Here is a 17,059-nt window from a genome sequence, read left to right on the forward strand (position 1 = left end):
TTCGCCGTCGTTCTACTTGCCATAAACTACTATTAAAACAACAGGTAACACAGGCATACACTATGACTGAGATTACTGAAAGATGTCTTTAACAGATAAAGCAGCAGAGGAGATTTATTCTGCAGCAAAAGATAAAAAGTGATTGAAGCAGTGCATAAACCGTTAAACGAGCAGACAACAGCAGCGAAGAAGATGCGGAATTTACCAGCAAATGAAAAGTTTTAAACAGGCAGTTTGTTAAAAGTCAATGAAATATACGTAGTACTGTGTATTGTTTGCTTTCAATAAACAGGATTTATTTTTTCACTATTAATAGTATGGATACTCGACTGCAGATGAAATTATTAACAAAAAATATAACCCTTTTTCTGCTGTTTACACTGCTGTCCAGTCAGATTCAGGCGGCGGTGCTCGATGGTGAAGGTTACGGTAAAACGCAGAAAGCAGCTCAGGATGATGCACTAGCCTCGCTGGCAGCCACCATATTCGTGCGCATTGAAAGCAGCTTTGAACAACAGGCAAACAATCTGGGTGAGTATTCCATTTCATCTTCCACCCGCTCCAGTACGGATCTGCCGATCATCGGTGCTGAGTTCAACTGCCGCGAAAAAGACGGCTATTACTGTCTGGCAACACTTAACAGTAAACGCGCACTGCCGCTTTATGAACAAAAGCTCACTCCTCTCTATAAAGAGATCCGTTCCGTTGACAGCGCTCTTAAGCAGAACAATAAAAAGCATCACTACCGCCGTTTAAAATCCTTGTTACAGCTGCTGGAACAGTCGGACAAATACCGTACTCTGATAACCTTCCTCTCCGGTAAAAACACAGCTGAACCACAGATATCATTCAGCCGGCAGCAGCTCAACGAGCAGCTTCTTGCCCTGGAAAGTCAAGCGCCAAGCCTTGAACTGGCAGCTGAACTGCTTGCACGCGGCATTCCCGACAGCCCTGTTTATATCCGTCCGGCTACCCTTCGCAACTCCCGAGAGGTCACCCCCTTTGCCGGCGCACTGCAGATGCAGCTGCAGAAAGCACTGCCCAATTCTGCAGGCAGCTACGAACAGGCCGAGTTCAGTTATTCAGGCAGCTATCAGATCAGTAAACAGGGTATCCTGGTCGCTTATTCCCTGGTGGACCGCGATGGTAATACCATCAGTACTTCTGCTGCGTCTATACTTCCCGAGGCTTACCGGAACTACCGGGCAGAGCCGCTGGCACCGGACTTTGACCGCCTGCTGCATAAAGGATATGCGCTCGACAGTGACTTTAAAGTTCAGCTTGCTACCAATAAAGGAAGCCGCCAGCTGCTCTTCCATCAGGGAGAAATGGTCAAACTAATGGTTAAACTGAACCGTCCAGGCTATTTCTATATTGTCGGCCATGCCAAAAATAATCAGCAGGAGTTATCGTATCTTCTGGAAGCCGGATACGGAGAAGGCTCGCGTAAGTTTGTCTATTTTGTCAACGGTGATCAGATCAATAAATGGCTGTCACTGGGTGAATTTGAAACTATCCCGCCGTTCGGCATCGAAAGTCTGCAGGTTATTGCTGCTGAAAAGGATCTGATCGACAAACTGCCCGGCTACCGTTATGACAATGAAACTGGGTATTTTAAACTTGCCGACAATATCAGTCAGGGGCTTGGAAAAACCCGAGGTCTGCAGAAGGTCAAGTCCAGCAATACAGATCCGGAAAAAACGGCTGAAGCTGTATTACTGTTTACCACCCAGCAAAACCTGGAGTAACAACAATGAAAAATCCCCTGCTGACGCAGCTTAGAAATGTAAAAAAAATTAGATAAGCACAGCAAAATCTTAATGTCGACTGTGACCAACGGAACTGGAAATAAAATGATTAAAAAAACACTGTTATTACTCTCTATCGCGCTGACTCTCTCCGGCTGCTCATTGTCGCCGGCATTCGAAATCAGTAACGAATCTTATAAAGGTAACCACCGAGCTGCTATTGAGCAGTTTTCTCAACAGATAGGTGAATTTGAACGCTGGGCAGATTATGAACCCAAAGGATGGGCACAGCACTGGGGTTATATGATCTACCTGTGTAATTCCTATCAGATGGTCCGAGATTTTTCTATGGCGCAACAGTGTGTGATCCGCTGGAAAGATGAAATGTTAAAGCAGGTCGGCGACAGCAAAGAAGATCAGGAAATAAGGGAATGGGTTTTGACTGATTATAACCGTCTGCAGACTGCCATTTTTCTGGAGCTGGGAAACTATCCAGAAGCTTACCGCAGCTACAAACAGGCCCAAAATCATAGCAGCTCCTCCAATGAAGACAGCTGCGCTGTGCCGTCACGTATAGGCATAAAACCTATGGCGGCTATGTACGCCAATGGTGCAGTGGCAGCTGTGCAGCTGGGTTACCGCCACGAAGCAGCCGCAATTGCTGATAAGATAGACTGCCTGGATTATCCATCGATTCTCTTAAGCGAAAGCGCAGAAGACGTAAAAGTTAAAAATGCCAGTAAAGCGCGTATCTACCTCGCCCTGGGGGATTACAGTAAAGCGCAGCAGGCACTGATGTTTTCACAGTCGCTCAATGATACTATTATGCGCTCTCTAGATGCAGTCACCACCTTGGGCCTCTCAGAACTATTAGGAGCCGGGGAAGAAAGGGCAAATCCGTTCAATTTTGATGAAACCTATATGCTGGCGAAAATAGCCCAGGGCAGCGGTCGACTTGAAGATGCCGAAAATATTTACCTCAGCCTTTTATACACAGCAGAACAATCTGATACTCCGATAATCCAGTGGTACAACAACTTAGTGTTTGATCCTGAAAACACAACTGCTCACTCCACTTCTCTGCTCAACCGTCAGGGAATCTACTATCAGTTACTCTACGATCTCGGAGTCATCGCCGAGCAGCTTGGCCGTCCAGACAAGGCACTCATTTATTACCAACAGTCTGTGAAAGTTATTGAAGAGCAGCGTGCATCGATCAATACCGAAGCTTCTAAAATAGGTTTTATCGGCAATAAAGAAGCAGTCTATCAGGATCTGGTGACCCTGCTGATAAAACAGGGAAAACTGGAGCAGGCCTTTGTCTATGCAGAGCGCAGCAAAGCGCGGGCACTGATCGACACACTGGCAAGCAAACAAAACTTTGCACCCAAGACCTTCGACGAGCAGCCTCCTCTGCTCCTGGCAAAACTAAACGTTATCGACTCAGATCTGCAGACTGCCGATTACAGCGAAACTAGCGGACGCAGCCGCAGTGTCGATCGCGGCCTACTGCGCAAAACTCAACAACAGCTGCAGACAACACAGCCGGAGCTGGCATCATTGGTAACCGTTTCAGCCCCCGAAGTGACGGAGCTGCAGCAGCGCCTGGCAGGCGATGAAACATTGATTGAATTCTACGGCAGCGGTACCCAGCTGTTTGCCTTTCTGCTGTCGCAAAGTGGTATTAAGGCGGCCGTGCTTAACGGTGAAGATTTAATAGATTCAGTCAGCACTTTACGCGAGGATCTGCAGAAAATTGACAGCAATAGCTACCAGCACAGCGCAAGTCTGCTCTATCAGCGTCTATTCAAACCGCTGCAGGATGACCTGCATACTAAAAAACTGATTATCGTGCCCCACGGCCCGCTGCATTATCTGCCGTTTAATACCCTGTATAACGGTAGTGATTTTCTTATTGATCAGTATGACATCAGTATTCTGCCGAGCGCCTCGGTGATGGCATTTATTGATAAAAAGGTAACAGCACCTCAGCCACTGCTGATCCTCGGCAACCCGGAGCTCGGCGATCCAAAACTAGCACTGCCTGGCGCAGAGCAGGAGGCCAAAACAATTGCCTCGCAGCAGAGAGGTGTCAGCCTACTGCTTGGCTCCGATGCCACTGAAACGCAGGTAAAACAAAACGGCGCGTTGTTTAAAACTCTGCATTTTGCCTCACACGGGATATTCGATCCGGAGCAGCCACTCTCTTCCGGACTACTGCTGGCCAAAGACCAAAGCAATGACGGTATGCTTACTGTTCGGGAGCTCTACGAACTGAACCTAAACGCCGATCTGGTGACACTCTCCGCCTGTGAAACCGGACTTGGCAAGATAGCCAACGGCGATGACGTGGTGGGCTTCACCCGAGGGTTTTTATATGCGGGAACCAACAGCATTATATCCAGCCTATGGAAAGTTGATGATCAGGCCACCAGTCAGTTAATGCAGCATTTCTACGCAAATCTGGCAGTCAGTTCTGATAAACGTTTGGCACTAAAAAAGGCGCAGCTGGCAGTCAAAGCCAACTATAACCGCCATCCCTATTACTGGGCGGCGTTTCAGCTGACCGGGCGCTAGAAGCGAGCCCCTGTTACTGACAATAATAAGAGCAAAACGACGAAACCCTGATGCTGTTTAGACTCCAATGGAATTGGAAATTAATATGATAAAAAACACACTGTTATTACTATCTGCAATACTAGCTCTTTCAGGCTGTTCAACACCAATGCCGCTGGCGTATCAGATCAGTACCGAATCATATCGAGGCAACCATCGTTCTGCTGTTGAGCAGTTTTCTCAAGAGATAGGTGAATTTGAGCACTGGGCAGATTATGAACCCAAGGAATGGGAGCAGCACTGGGGTCATATGATCTACCTGTGTAACTCCTATCAAATGCTCCGTGATTTTTCCAAGGCACAGCAGTGTGTGCTTCTTTGGAAAGAGGAAATGTTAAAGCAACTCGGGGACAGTCAAGAAGATCAAGAAAACAAAAAATGGATATTAGTTAACTACAATCTAGTCAATAGCGCAGCTTCCCTAGAGTTGGCCAACTACCAGGAGGCTTACCGCAGCTACAAACTTGCCAGAGCATATAGCTCCCTCAATGAAAACAACTGTACTATGCCGTTAGAAAAAGGGATCGGCATAGAAGATATGGCCCGCATGTATGCAAACGGTGCTGTTGCAGCCGTGCAGCTAGGCTATCGCGATGAAGCGGCGGCAATTGCCGAAGAAATCGACTGCATCACATGGTCATCCATTGTTGTAAACGAAGCCGCAAAAGATGTAAAAGTAAAAAACGCCAGTAAGGCTCGTATCTACCTCGCCTTAGGTGATTACAGCAAAGCACAGGAAGCCATGTTGTTTTCTCAATCGCTCGGTGACACTTTCTTTCGTTCTATGGATGCACTCACCACCTTGGGCTTCTCAGAACTATTGGGGGAGGGGAAGAAAACAGCAAATCCGTTTAACTTTGACGAAACCTATATGCTGGCGAAAATAGCTCAGGGCAGAGGGCAACTTAAAGACGCGGAGAATATTTACCTCAGCCTTTTATACACAGCAGAACAATCTGATACCCCGATAGTCCAGATATACAACAACTTGATATTCGATCCGGAGCAGGCAACTAATCACTCCCCTGCTCTGCTCAACCGCCAGGGAATCTACTACCAGTTACTCTACGCTCTTGGAGTCATCGCCGAGCAGCTGGGACGCCCAAGCGAGGCACTAAATTATTACAAACAATCAGTTGAGGTCATTGAAGAGCAGCGCTCTACTATCAATACCGAAGCTTCTAAAATAGGTTTTATCGGCAACAAAGAAGCAGTTTATCAAGATCTGGTGTCCCTGCTGATAAAACAGGGAAAACTGGAGCAGGCCTTTATCTATGCAGAGCGCAGTAAAGCGCGAGCACTAATCGACACACTAGCAAGCAAACAGGATTTTTCACCTAAAAACGTTGATGAGCGGCCTCCGATGCTGCTGGCACAGCTAAACAAGATTGACTCAGATCTAAAAACGGCCGATTACAGCGAAGCAAGCGGGCGAAGCCGCAGCGCCGACCGTGGATTACTGCGTAAAACACAACAGCAGCTTCAGACTGCGCAGCCAGAGCTGGCCTCACTAGTCACTGTCTCAGCGCCCGAAGTAGCAGAGCTGCAGCAGCGCCTGGCAGGCGATGAAACTTTAATTGAATTTTACGGCAGCGGCACACAGCTGTTTGCCTTTCTGCTGTCACGCAGCGGTATTAAGGCGGCCGTCCTTAACGGTGAAGATTTAGCAGCTGCTGTCAGCGCTTTGCGCGACGATCTGCAAAAAAACGACAGCAATGCCTACCAGCATAACGCAAACCTGCTCTATCAACGTCTATTCAAACCGCTAAAAGATGAGCTGCACACTGAAAAGCTGATTATCGTACCGCACGGCCCGCTGCATTACCTGCCGTTTAATGCTCTGTATAACGGCAGTGATTTTCTGATTGACCAGTACGATATCAGTATTCTTCCCAGCGCCTCGGTAATGGCTTTCCTTAATAAACGTACAACAGCCACTCAGCCTCTACTGGTTCTCGGCAATCCGGAACTGGGCGATGCGAAGCTGGCTCTGCCCGGCGCCGAGCAGGAAGCCAAAGCAATTGCCTCACAGCAGCCCGGTGCCACTCTATTGCTGGGAGCCGATGCCACTGAGACTCAGATAAAACAACACGGCGCTTTGTTTAAAGTTCTGCATTTTGCCTCGCACGGCATATTCAATCCGCAGACACCGCTCTCATCCGGCCTGCTGCTGGCAAAAGATAAAAGCAACGACGGGATACTAACTGTCCGAGAGCTCTACGAGTTGAACCTTAACGCCGATCTGGTGACACTGTCCGCCTGTGAAACCGGGCTGGGAAAAATAGCCAACGGCGATGATGTCGTCGGCTTCACCCGCGGTTTTTTATATGCGGGCACCAACAGCATTATATCCAGCCTATGGAAAGTTGATGATCAGGCTACCAGCCAATTGATGCAGCATTTCTACGCAAATCTGGTCAACAGCTCTGATAAGCGCCTGGCACTGAAAAAAGCGCAGCTGGCAGTCAAAGCGGACTATAACCGCCATCCCTATTACTGGGCGGCATTCCAGCTGACTGGACGCTAACAAGTCCGGATTTCTGACAATATAAGCAGCTCCGGGAAAACCCAGCTGCTTTAAAAAGCGAAACGACAGTCAAGCAACTCAAGAAAAAATGACCTAAGAACTGATACTGTTTACGTCCCAACGGAATGGAAATAAATATGATGAAAACGCCTCTGTTACTACTCACGATTACCCTTGCGCTGTCCGGCTGCGCCTACAAGCCCCAGGAACAAGTGATGTATTTTGCGGCAAACGATCAGTCTAGAACTGCAGTGAACATCTTTGAGCAGGAGATAGTCGAATTTAAACACTGGGCAGATTATCAACCCTCGCTGGGATTTGGTCCGCTTGGCCAGAGCGGTATGGCATTATTGTGCGAATCCTATCTGGTAGTCCGTGATTTTAATAAGGCGCAGCAGTGTGTGAATTACTGGAAAACCGACACATCTCTCTATGAGGGTAAAGTGATCGATCAGGACAGGAAATTAGCCCACTACAACAGTATCAACAGCGCCATTTATTTGGAATTAGGAAACTACCAGGAAGCTTACCTAAGCTATAAACTTGCTAGAAAACATAATAAACGGTTCACTAAGGACACTTGTAAAACACAGTTAGGCATATCACAAATGGCCCGCACTTATGCTAACGGTGCAATAGCCGCTGTAAATCTAGGCTACCGGGATGAAGCAGCGGCAATCGTTGAACAAATAAACTGCATCGAATGGTTCGATACGGCTTTTCACGAAATGCCTGCAGATGTAAAAATTAAACATGTCAGCAAGGCGCGCATCTATCTTGCCCTGGGTAATTACAACAAGGCACAGGAAGCCATGGTATTTTCACAAACACTTGGGGATACCTTATTTCGAACTATGGATGCACTCACCACCTTAGGTCTGTCGGAATTATTAGGACAGGGAAAAGAACTTGCTAACCCGTACAGTTTTGATGAGAGCTACATGCTGGGTAAAATAGCCCAGGGTGCCGGTCGGTTTAATGAGGCAGAGCATATTTACAACAGCCTGCTATTTGATGGATTTAACAAAAACAAACACTCCTCAGATGTGGTTAACCGCTCGGGAATCTACTATCAGTTACTCTATGACTTAGGCTTGATCGCAGAGCTGCATGGGAAACCAGCCAAGGCACTTGATTTTTACCAGCAGTCTGTCGAGGTCATTGAACAGCAGCGCTCAACTATTAATACCGAAGCCTCTAAAATCGGATTTATCGGCAATAAAGAAGCAGTTTATCAAGATCTGGTTAGCCTGCTGGTAAAGCAGGGAAAACTGGATCAAGCCTTTATCTATGCCGAACGCAGTAAAGCGCGTGCATTGATCGATACGCTGGCCAGCAAACAGAACTTCGCAGCAAAAGACCCCGATGATCAGCCTGCTCTGATGCTGGCACAACTAAACAGCATTGACTCAGATCTAAAAACGGCCGATTACAGCGAAGCAAGCGGGCGAAGCCGCAACGCCGATCGTGGATTACTGCGTAAAACACAACAGCAGCTTCAGACTGCGCAGCCAGAGCTGGCCTCACTAGTCACTGTCTCAGCGCCCGAAGCAGCAGAGCTGCAGCAGCGCCTGGCAGGCGATGAAACTTTAATTGAATTTTACGGCAGCGGCACACAGCTGTTTGCCTTTCTGCTGTCACGCAGCGGTATCAAGGCGGCCGCTCTTAACGGTGAAGATTTAGCGGCTGCTGTCAGCGCTTTGCGCAACGATCTGCAAAAAAACGACAGCAATGCCTACCAACATAACGCAAACCTGCTCTATCAACGCCTATTCAAACCGCTAAAAGATGATCTGCACACTAAAAAGCTGATTATCGTGCCGCACGGCCCGCTGCATTACCTGCCGTTTAATGCTCTATATAACGGCAGTGATTTTCTGATTGACCAGTACGATATCAGTATTCTTCCCAGCGCCTCGGTAATGGCTTTCCTTAATAAAAATGTCACAGCTCCTCATCCCCTGCTGATTCTCGGCAACCCTGAACTTGGCGATGCGAAGCTGGCGCTGCCGGGCGCCGAGCAGGAAGCTAAAGCCATTGCCAAGCAGCAGACGGGTGCCACTCTATTGCTTGGAGCCGATGCCACTGAGACTCAGATAAAACAACACGGTGCTTTGTTTAAAGTTCTGCATTTTGCCTCGCACGGCATATTCGATCCCGAAACACCGCTCTCATCCGGGCTGCTGCTGGCAAAAGATAAAAGCAACGACGGGATACTAACTGTCCGAGAACTATATGAACTGAATCTTAATGCGGATCTGGTAACGCTCTCCGCCTGTGAGACAGGTCTGGGAAAAATAGCCAACGGCGATGATGTGGTGGGCTTTACCCGTGGTTTTTTATATGCCGGAACCAACAGCATTATATCCAGTCTGTGGAAAGTTGATGATCAGGCTACCAGCCGGTTAATGCAGCATTTCTACGCAAATCTGTCAGACGGTTCAGATAAACGCCTGGCACTCAAAAATGCACAGTTGGCTGTAAAATCAGACTATAACCGCCATCCCTATTACTGGGCGGCGTTTCAACTGACCGGGCGCTAGAAGCGAGCCTCTGTACAGAAGATAGCAACACAGAACGTCGAAACCTGATGCTGTTTAGACCCCAAGGAAACTAGAAGTGAAAATGATGAAAAAACGACTATTGCTGATTTCTGTTACCTTCGCCCTCAGCGCCTGCTCATTAACGCCGACGTTAGAAGTCAGTGAAAAGGCTTACCTCGGCAAACATAGAGAAGCTGTTGATCAATTTACTCAAGAAATAGGTGAATTCCAATACTGGGCAGAATATAGAACCAAATACAGCCATAACTATTGGGGCGATCTGTCCCTGCTATGTAATTCTTATCTAATGCTTCAAAATTTCTCCCAGGCAAAGGAGTGTTTGAGTCACTGGAAAATTGAAATGTTAAAACAAGTAGGCGATGCAAAAGAAGGTGAGGAAGTTAAAAAATGGGTTTTGGCTGATTATAACCGTCTCAATAGCACCATTTATCTAGAGCTGGGAAACTATCCCGAAGCTTACCGTACTTACAAACTTGCCAGAGAGTATAGCGCCTCTCCGAAAGTAGACAACTGCGCCGTGCCGTTAAGAATAGGGATAGAAGGTTTTTCCCGTATGGATGCAAACGGAGCCGTAGCAGCAGTGCAGCTAGGCTATCGCGATCAAGCAATAGCCATTGCCGAAGGGATCGACTGCCTTAAGCCGTCATCCATTTTTTTGAACGAGAGTGCAAAAGATATAAAAGTTAAAAATGCCAGTAAAGCCCGCATCTACCTCGCCTTAGGAGATTACAACAAAGCAAAGCAAGCCATGTTGTTTTCACAAGGACTGTATGACACTTTCGCTCGATCTATGGATGCAGTCACCACCTTAGGCCTGTCTGAATTAATAGGAGCGGGGGAAGAAAGAGCAAACCCGTTCAACTTTGACGAAACCTATATGCTTGCCAAAATTGCCCAGGGCAGCGGTCAACTTGAAGAGGCTGAAAAGGTTTATCTCAGCCTCTTATACACAGCTGAACAATCTGATACCCCAATAGTGCAGGTGTACAACAACCTGATATTCGATCCAAAAAAAGAAACTAATCACTCCCCAGCTCTGCTCAATCGACAGGGGATCTACTACCAGTTACTCTACGATCTCGGAGTCATCGCCGAGCAGCTTGGACGCCCAGGCGAGGCACTTGATTTTTACCAGCAGTCTGTCGAGGTCATTGAACAGCAACGGGCAACTATCAATACCGAAGCTTCTAAAATAGGTTTTATCGGCAACAAAGAAGCAGTTTATCAAGATCTGGTGTCCCTGCTGATAAAACAGGGAAAACTGGAGCAGGCCTTTATCTATGCAGAGCGCAGTAAAGCGCGAGCACTAATCGACACACTAGCAAGCAAACAGGATTTTTCACCTAAAAACGTTGATGAGCGGCCTCCGATGCTGCTGGCACAGCTAAACAAGATTGACTCAGATCTAAAAACGGCCGATTACAGCGAAGCAAGCGGGCGAAGCCGCAGCGCCGATCGCGGCCTGCTGCGCAAAACTCAACAACAGCTGCAGACAACACAGCCAGAGCTGGCATCACTAGTAACCGTCTCAGCCCCCGAAGTAACAGAGCTGCAGCAGCGCCTGGCAGGCGATGAAACTTTAATTGAATTTTACGGCAGCGGCACACAACTGTTTGCCTTTCTGCTGTCACGCAGCGGTATCAAGGCGGCTACTCTTAACGGTGAAGATTTAGCCGCTGCTGTCAGCGTTTTGCGCGACGATCTGCAAAAAAACGACAGCAATGCCTACCAACATAACGCAAATCTGCTCTATCAGCGCCTGTTCAAACCGCTAAAAGGTGATCTGCACACTGAAAAACTGATTATCGTGCCTCACGGTCCGCTGCATTACCTTCCGTTTACTGCTTTGTATAACGGCAGTGATTTTCTTATTGATCAGTACGATATCAGTATTCTGCCCAGCGCCTCGGTGATGGCCTTTATTAATAAAGAAGTGACTGCGCCTCATCCACTGCTGATACTCGGTAACCCTGAGCTAGGCGATCCAAAACTAGCACTGCCCGGCGCAGAGCAGGAGGCCAAAACAATTGCCTCGCAGCAGAGAGGTGCCAGCCTGCTGCTTGGCTCCGATGCCACTGAAACGCAGGTAAAACAAAACGGCGTATTGTTTAAAACGCTGCATTTTGCCTCACACGGGATATTCGATCCGGAGCAGCCGCTCTCTTCCGGACTACTGCTGGCCAAAGACCAAAGCAATGACGGTATGCTTACTGTTCGGGAGCTCTACGAGCTTAACCTTAATGCAGATCTGATCACCCTGTCGGCCTGTGAAACCGGGCTGGGAAAAATATCCAATGGTGATGATGTGGTAGGTTTCACCCGCGGTTTTTTATATGCGGGCACCAACAGCATTATATCTAGCCTATGGAAAGTTGATGATCAGGCTACCAGCCAATTAATGCAGCATTTCTACGCAAAGCTGGCCAATAGTTCTGATAAGCGCCTGGCGCTGAAACAAGCCCAGCTGGCAGTCAAAACGGACTATAACCGCCATCCCTATTACTGGGCGGCATTTCAGCTGACTGGCCGTTAACAGCAAAGCTCTATAACAATAAGCACAACATTAATTAATTCTGCAGGATGGAACCCTATTGGAGATACTAAGAGAGGAGGTCACTACTAAACTAGCATTATCTACTTATCTTTAAGCCGCGGCTCACCGCTATAAAAGCAGCGAGCCGCAGAAAATCACTTTACGGCGTAACGATCTTGTCGACCATCAGTTCCAGCTCCTGTTGAGCTTTATCTGCTTTAAACTGCTGCCAAAGCGCCGGATCATTGTTCATACTGGTTTTAAGCGCAGTTTTAGCATTATCCTGCACCGCCATTGGATCCATCGCCACAAGTGCATAGAGACCGCCGTTCGGGCTGACACGTGTTTTGATTATCTTGCTGCCCATCAAGGTCTGCGCGGTCACATTTTTCGTCACAGATTCCATGACCATATCGACAGTTTCACTGTCCGCGGCCCCTGTAGTACCGACATACTGCTTGAACATATTCTGTACTTTAATCTGCATAGACTGAGCAATTTTAACCCGCGCGTCATTAGCTGCCACATCTTTCATAAAACCGGCCCCTGCTGCAGATTTCTGCGCAAAACCTACGCCGGTAACATCAAAGCCGTCAATCGGCTCATCACAGATCCACAGTGGAGCGGCTGCCTGTGGTGCGTCCGGGAATACACAATCGGCAACCATAGTTTTCTGCTCCTGCACATCATTTGACGCACAGCCAGCCAGTAAAACACTGCCTAAAATAACTGATGTATAGATGATTTTTTTCATGGACATTACTCCTTTATTATTCATGATATTTGTCCCTAATTAATGGTTACAGATACTATAGCATTTCTCCCCTTAAGTACACGTAAAGCAAAAAGGGGTATTCCTGTTTATTAGTACCTAATCACGCTAAATATAATGTTTTTTTGTAATTTAAGTTAATCTTATGCCGTCTCTTTCAATACAAAAATAACCACGTCAGCAGGCACTGTATTATCTGCATTTTCTCACCGACGTTTACGGCAATTTCAGAGACAGAGATTTTCCAGCGAGAACATTTTAATAGTTTGCCGGAAACTGTGAAGCATCAGTACTTAATAGTGTTTTTAATATTTCACTTTTACGCTAAGGTTCGCTTTATATGTATGGTAGCTGCGTTTAACTATTTGTTTTTAGTTCTTTTATGTAAAACTCTTTGCAAAGCAGATGCCTCTCGGGCTGTAGTGATTACAAAACAGTAAGCGAGAAAGCAGCAGTCATAGACTCTTTTAACAAGGAATATCTTTTGAATCCACAACACTATTTTAAACAGCTCAATGATAATTATCTGCAGCTGCACCGCCGTAAAGAAGATCTGTTCTGGAGTACTTATATGGGCACCAGCGAAGATCACAGTGGTTTTGCCGCGGCTGAAGCATCGCTAAGCGCGTTTATTGCCGATCCCGAGCGCATCACAGAGACCCGCAGGCAACTGCAGTCACTGGAACTGTTATCTGAACAAAATGAAAACTTAAAACAGGGGTTAAGCGGCTGGTTGGCTTTTTTTGAAGCCAATGCCATTGAAAGCGAGCAAGGCAGAGCACAGATGACGGAACTGATCCGCACCGAATCGGAGCTGTTTGCTAAACGCCAGAACTATCTGATGTATTTTGAGAATGCCCAGGGAGAACGTGAACAAGCGTTACTCACGGTTTTAGGCGCAAGTATTCGTACCAGTGATAACGAAAGCGTTCGCCGTTCAGCCCATCAGGCCCTTCTAAACCTGGAACAATGGGTGCTCGATAATGGTTACATTGAGTTGGTTAAACAGCGTAATACTTTTGCTCGTGAACAGGGATTTCGCAACTTCTTCGATTACAAAGTGAATAAAACTGAGCAGATGACGCCGGAACAGTTATTTGCGATCTTAGATGATTTTGAACTGCGTACTCGCGCTCGAAACGAGAGTAGCTTAATGGAGCTGGCAAAAAGTAAAGGTCAAGATGCTGTCGCAGGTCATAACTTCAGCTATATGTACAGCGGTGATGCTGCGCGTCAGCTTGATCCCTATGTGCCCTTCTCAAAATCTCTGCGCCGCTGGGTGCAGTCATTCGGACGTTTAAATATCGATTTTTCTCAGGCCGATTTAACCTTGGATCTGCTCGACCGTCCGGGTAAGTACCAGAATGGTTTCTGCCACGGACCAATCCCGTCATTTTATAATGCCGATAAATGGCAGGCTGCTAAAGTCAACTTCACCAGCAATGCTAAACCGGATCAGATCGGCTGCGGTTTTGACGGCATAAACACGCTGTTTCATGAAGGCGGACATGCTGCGCACTTTTCCAATGTAAAACTTAACTCCCCGTGTTTTTCCCAAGAGTTTGCCCCTACGTCTATGGCTTATGCAGAAACCCAGTCAATGTTCTGCGACAGTCTGCTCAATGACGGCGACTGGCTTAAAAAATATGCAGTCAATGCACAGGGACAAGTCATTCCAGACTCGGTGATCCGTGATCTAGTTGAGGCCAGGCAGCCCTTTAAAGCCTATCAGGAGCGAAGCATTCTGGTAGTGCCCTATTTTGAATGGGCTGTATACAGCTGTGATGAGCAGCAGTTAACAGCAGAGCACCTGACCCGCCTGGCCCGTCAGACTGAGAAACGAATTTTAGGATTAGAAGTAAGTCCGCGTCCGCTGCTGGCAATTCCGCACCTTTTATCACAGGAGTCGGCCTGCTCTTATCAGGGGTACTTGTTAGCGCATATGGCGGTTTATCAGACTCGCGCATATTTCACTAACAAGTTTGGTTATCTAAGCGATAATCCGCAGATTGGTCCGCTGCTGGCTGAACATTACTGGCGTCCGGGCAACAGTATCAGCCATGATGCTACATTGCAGAGCTTAACCGGAGAAGGGTTTTCAGCATCCTATTTAGCAGAGGAATGCAATCAGAGCAGTGAGCAGGCCTGGGCAAAGGAGCAGCAGAAAATAAGTGATGCTTTGAAGCGCAGCCAGATTGAGCCGCTTTCACTAAATGCCTCAATCAAGATTGTTGACGGGGACAAACTGATTGCCGATAACCTTGTATCAGATCAGCAGTTATGTGATGATTTTGAGAGCTATATTGCACAGCATTATGGAAGCGCCTGTTAAGTATACTGCTGCGGGTTGTCTTCCGCCCGCAGTTAATCACCCGAAAACACATCGCTATTGTCTAGGGCCGGTGTGATATCCGGGTAAAAACAGATAACTTCAACACCGGCTTTTTTAGCCTGTTCAAACAGCTCTGCGTATTTTGCATCAATATGTCCGGCAGCTTCTACAGTTCGAATTCCGCTATGAAGAACAGCAAATAACAATACACTTCGAAATCCCTGCTCTTTCATCTCGATTAATTCACGCAGGTGTTTCTGGCCTCGCTTCGTCACCGCATCTGGAAAGAAACCTTTACCCACACCTAACTGTGTTTCAAGTAAGGTGCAGCTTTTCACTTCAACATAACAGTCCGGTCTGTTTTTATCGCTTAAAAGGAAATCGATACGGCTGTTTTCACTGCCGTATTTCACTTCAGCTCTGATATCACTGTAACCGGTTAGCTTTTCAATCGCCCCCTGCTGCAATGCATTACTAACAAGCTGATTTGCTCGAGCGGTATTTACGCAGATCCAGTCTCCTGATTTCCTATGAGTCAGTTCCCAGGTGTACTGATATTTGCGCTTAGGGTTATCTGACGTGCTGTACCAGATTTGATCGCCGGCATCTGCACAGTTAGTCATTGCACCGGTATTCGGACAGTAGATGGTTATTTCCTCGCCGTTTTCCAGTGTCACATCGGCTAGAAAGCGTTTGTAGCGTTTAATCAGCACTGCTTTTTGTAAATCGTTAAACATCTTATAAACCTGTTGTGTGAACTAAATATGCTATACGGTTATTCCGTATACAGCTGGCGGTATGATTTAAACTCCCGCTGCTGTTCACCCAGTCCAAATTTTTGTGCAAGCCGTAATAACTGCTGCTTATATTCTTCTAGCATCTCTTCATCATCGGTCATAATGGCAAACTCAGCAAAGTGTCCAATATTTTCAAGATAATCAAGCGTTATATGGTATTCACCTAAGAAATAGATACTGCGTGTTTTTTTCATCTCTAAAACAGCTTCAAATCCCATCGTTGTCAGCATACTTTTAGCTTTCACTACATCTGCTATATTAAGTGCTTCACAGCGGTCTTCTTGCGGCCCTTTTACTATCCACAGCATAATGCCCGATGGCTGCATTTCTCTTATACAAACACTCTTATTTTCATTTTTTAAACAGTGTAAATTTGAATCAAAATAACAGTCATGTTCGAGATTATTTTCCAGCATTATTTCAGGATTCATCTGATCTAAAGTAGATAAGAAAGATTCTCTAGAATTTAAGCGGTATTTTAATTCAACTTCAAATTTCCCTTCAAAATGTCCGTTCATTAGTATCCCTGCATGGCTCTATAATATAGACGCATGATACTGGTAATTGTTAATTTTGTCTTGCAGATGATTATGAATAAGGAATGCTGTTTCTGATCTACACATTGACCATTGCATAACCTTATCGATATCCTGTTTCTAGCAGTAAGCGCGCTGGCCCCGGGGCTGGGGGGATATTGAATATTTCAAATGCTTGTAATACCATTTCGTAAAACTAATTGCTCTGTTTCTATACTTGCAAGTGTGGTGTTATACCAAACTGATTAAGTAAATGGTCAGTTTTAGGCACAGGAAAAATCAATACTAGCAAGGTATTAATTGATGTAACTAGTGCCTTTTCCAATTAATTTTGATTAGTTGACTTTATAAGTTTGCCGTACGCTTTGTTAAGTTTTGAACGTGCGGCATCTACATCGAACATCCAGTTTATCGTTTCTTTTTTCTCATTGCGTTTAAGCGCCCAAGCGGATAACTCCCGTTTTAATGTATCCATGTCCGGTATGCGCCTGTCCAGACACTGTTTACTCATAACTCCAATCTCTATTTCCGCCATATTCAGCCAGCTGGCATGCTTCGGAGTGTAATGAAATTCCAGTTTGTTAAGTATTCTTCGCGCTTCTTCCGGCGGGTAGGCTTTATAAAGTGCCCCTGG

At 46.5% G+C, this 17,059-nt stretch carries 10 protein-coding genes; 6 read left to right on the forward strand and 4 right to left on the reverse strand.

The annotated features are described in order from the left end of the window. Nucleotides 1-335: 335 nt before the first annotated feature. From G327_RS0119590 to G327_RS26235, 5 genes are all read left to right on the forward strand, one after another. Entirely contained in the window at nucleotides 336-1,748 is a 1,413-nt protein-coding gene (locus G327_RS0119590) for an LPP20 family lipoprotein (protein ID WP_169337251.1), read from the forward strand. Nucleotides 1,749-1,853: 105 nt separating this feature from the next. Further along, nucleotides 1,854-4,325, forward strand: a complete 2,472-nt coding sequence (locus G327_RS0119595; protein WP_019616509.1) for a CHAT domain-containing protein — start codon at nucleotides 1,854-1,856, stop codon at nucleotides 4,323-4,325. 85 nt (nucleotides 4,326-4,410) lie between these two features. Beyond that, nucleotides 4,411-6,891, forward strand: coding sequence for a CHAT domain-containing protein (locus G327_RS0119600; protein WP_019616510.1), 2,481 nt, complete (start codon nucleotides 4,411-4,413; stop codon nucleotides 6,889-6,891). Between the two features lie 137 nt (nucleotides 6,892-7,028). Then, nucleotides 7,029-9,434 carry a CHAT domain-containing protein gene (locus G327_RS0119605; protein ID WP_019616511.1) on the forward strand — a complete coding sequence of 802 codons (2,406 nt, stop codon included), beginning with the start codon at nucleotides 7,029-7,031 and terminating at the stop codon, nucleotides 9,432-9,434. Nucleotides 9,435-9,516: 82 nt separating this feature from the next. Further along, complete coding sequence (locus G327_RS26235) at nucleotides 9,517-11,988, forward strand: CHAT domain-containing protein (protein WP_083938571.1); 2,472 nt, start codon at nucleotides 9,517-9,519, stop codon at nucleotides 11,986-11,988. A gap of 160 nt (nucleotides 11,989-12,148) precedes the next feature. On the opposite strand, the gene G327_RS0119615 is transcribed toward G327_RS26235, so the two are convergent. Beyond that, nucleotides 12,149-12,742 (reverse strand): LPP20 family lipoprotein, encoded by a 594-nt coding sequence (locus G327_RS0119615; protein ID WP_019616513.1) that lies wholly within the window; start codon nucleotides 12,740-12,742, stop codon nucleotides 12,149-12,151. A 502-nt stretch (nucleotides 12,743-13,244) separates the two neighbouring features. Between G327_RS0119615 and G327_RS0119620 the strand changes: the two genes are divergently transcribed. Next, nucleotides 13,245-15,092 (forward strand): M3 family metallopeptidase, encoded by a 1,848-nt coding sequence (locus tag G327_RS0119620; protein WP_019616514.1) that lies wholly within the window; start codon nucleotides 13,245-13,247, stop codon nucleotides 15,090-15,092. Between the two features lie 32 nt (nucleotides 15,093-15,124). Here G327_RS0119620 and sfsA read toward each other — a convergent pair whose 3' ends face one another. The 3 genes from sfsA to G327_RS0119635 all read right to left on the reverse strand — a co-directional run. Further along, nucleotides 15,125-15,829, reverse strand: coding sequence for a DNA/RNA nuclease SfsA (gene sfsA, locus G327_RS0119625; protein ID WP_019616515.1), 705 nt, complete (start codon nucleotides 15,827-15,829; stop codon nucleotides 15,125-15,127). Nucleotides 15,830-15,867: 38 nt separating this feature from the next. Further along, the gene (gene cyaB, locus G327_RS0119630) at nucleotides 15,868-16,407 is read right to left on the reverse strand and encodes a class IV adenylate cyclase (protein WP_019616516.1); all 540 of its coding nucleotides are present in this window, start codon (nucleotides 16,405-16,407) and stop codon (nucleotides 15,868-15,870) included. Nucleotides 16,408-16,750: 343 nt separating this feature from the next. Then, the coding region (locus G327_RS0119635; RefSeq protein ID WP_019616517.1) for a transposase at nucleotides 16,751-17,059 on the reverse strand (309 nt) is incomplete at its 5' end.

Source organism: Psychromonas ossibalaenae ATCC BAA-1528 (genome assembly GCF_000381745.1).
Lineage (GTDB): Bacteria > Pseudomonadota > Gammaproteobacteria > Enterobacterales > Psychromonadaceae > Psychromonas > Psychromonas ossibalaenae.

Excerpts from the sequence above, each read along its gene's own strand:
- G327_RS0119590 (WP_169337251.1), top strand. The coding sequence starts at position 336 with ATGAAATTATTAACAAAAAATATAACCCTTTTTCTGCTGTTTACACTG.
- G327_RS0119595 (WP_019616509.1), top strand. The coding sequence starts at position 1,854 with ATGATTAAAAAAACACTGTTATTACTCTCTATCGCGCTGACTCTCTCC.
- G327_RS0119600 (WP_019616510.1), top strand. The coding sequence starts at position 4,411 with ATGATAAAAAACACACTGTTATTACTATCTGCAATACTAGCTCTTTCA.
- G327_RS0119605 (WP_019616511.1), top strand. The coding sequence starts at position 7,029 with ATGATGAAAACGCCTCTGTTACTACTCACGATTACCCTTGCGCTGTCC.
- G327_RS26235 (WP_083938571.1), top strand. The coding sequence starts at position 9,517 with ATGATGAAAAAACGACTATTGCTGATTTCTGTTACCTTCGCCCTCAGC.
- G327_RS0119615 (WP_019616513.1), bottom strand. The coding sequence starts at position 12,742 with ATGAAAAAAATCATCTATACATCAGTTATTTTAGGCAGTGTTTTACTG.
- sfsA (WP_019616515.1), bottom strand. The coding sequence starts at position 15,829 with ATGTTTAACGATTTACAAAAAGCAGTGCTGATTAAACGCTACAAACGC.
- cyaB (WP_019616516.1), bottom strand. The coding sequence starts at position 16,407 with ATGAACGGACATTTTGAAGGGAAATTTGAAGTTGAATTAAAATACCGC.